1 protein-coding gene is annotated in these 788 nt (G+C 62.3%); it reads right to left on the bottom strand.

Annotation, left to right across the window (positions count from 1 at the left end):
• Positions 1 to 221 (bottom strand): hypothetical protein (locus tag AB4Z16_RS28065; RefSeq protein ID WP_441514583.1); only part of this gene is annotated, 221 nt, incomplete at its 3' end.
• Between the last annotated feature and the right edge of the window lie 567 nt (positions 222 to 788).

The following is a 788-nucleotide window of genomic DNA, read 5'->3' as shown; positions in this document are numbered from 1 at the left end:
CCGTAGCGGCGGCCATATCCGTAGCCGTAATGGCTCCGATAGCCGTGGCGATGGCCATAGCGAGGACCATAGTAGCCACGGCGTCCGTAGTGGCCCGTGAACTCCGCGCTGCTCTGGTCGAGGTGCTGAGCCATGGATGGCGGCAGCGCTTCCGACGCGAAGGCCGGGGCACAGAATGCCGCGCCTGCGGCAATAACCGTGATAGCCAACAGTTTCTTCATAGGAACTCCTTTGTCAGGAGCACTTAATCGCGTCGAAGTTCAACGGGAGATGAACGGCGCTCGCGACCAGCAACGCCGGGCAGATGTGCGCGCCGCCACGCCGCCAGCGCAGCCATCCTCTCCCGCTCCTTGCCATTGTCGCGGCCGATCTGGTGCCAATGGCCCATCAGAGCAGCGACGCCTGCGCCGGCTTTTCGAGCTCAAGATCGCCGCCGTCCTTCTTCACGCCGCGGGCCACGATATCGAGCAAAGCATCAGGGAGCGGGCGCTGCAGTTAAGGAAATAGGCTTCTTCCGACCAAAGAAGCAGCCTTAGGAAAGAACTCCCTAAGCGGCAGATTGTTGCGGGGGTCGGCAGTCGGCGACAAAAAGCCCGGCCTCGCATAGCGAGACCAGGCGCGCGGTGGCAGTCTGATGGAGAAGGGCTGAGATCGACCGGTCCGCGGAGCTCAAGGCGGGTGAGCACCAGGAACCTTCCGCAAATTCCGAGCGTTGCCGCAGCACCGCTATCGAAAGAGGGGCTGCAGATGCGTTCCATCATACTTTGGCTTGTAGGCGTTCCGATCCC

Origin of the sequence: Allobosea sp. TAF32 (assembly GCF_052113585.1) — a bacterium.
GTDB lineage: Bacteria > Pseudomonadota > Alphaproteobacteria > Rhizobiales > Beijerinckiaceae > Allobosea.
This window is presented reverse-complemented; position numbering and strand designations above follow the sequence as displayed.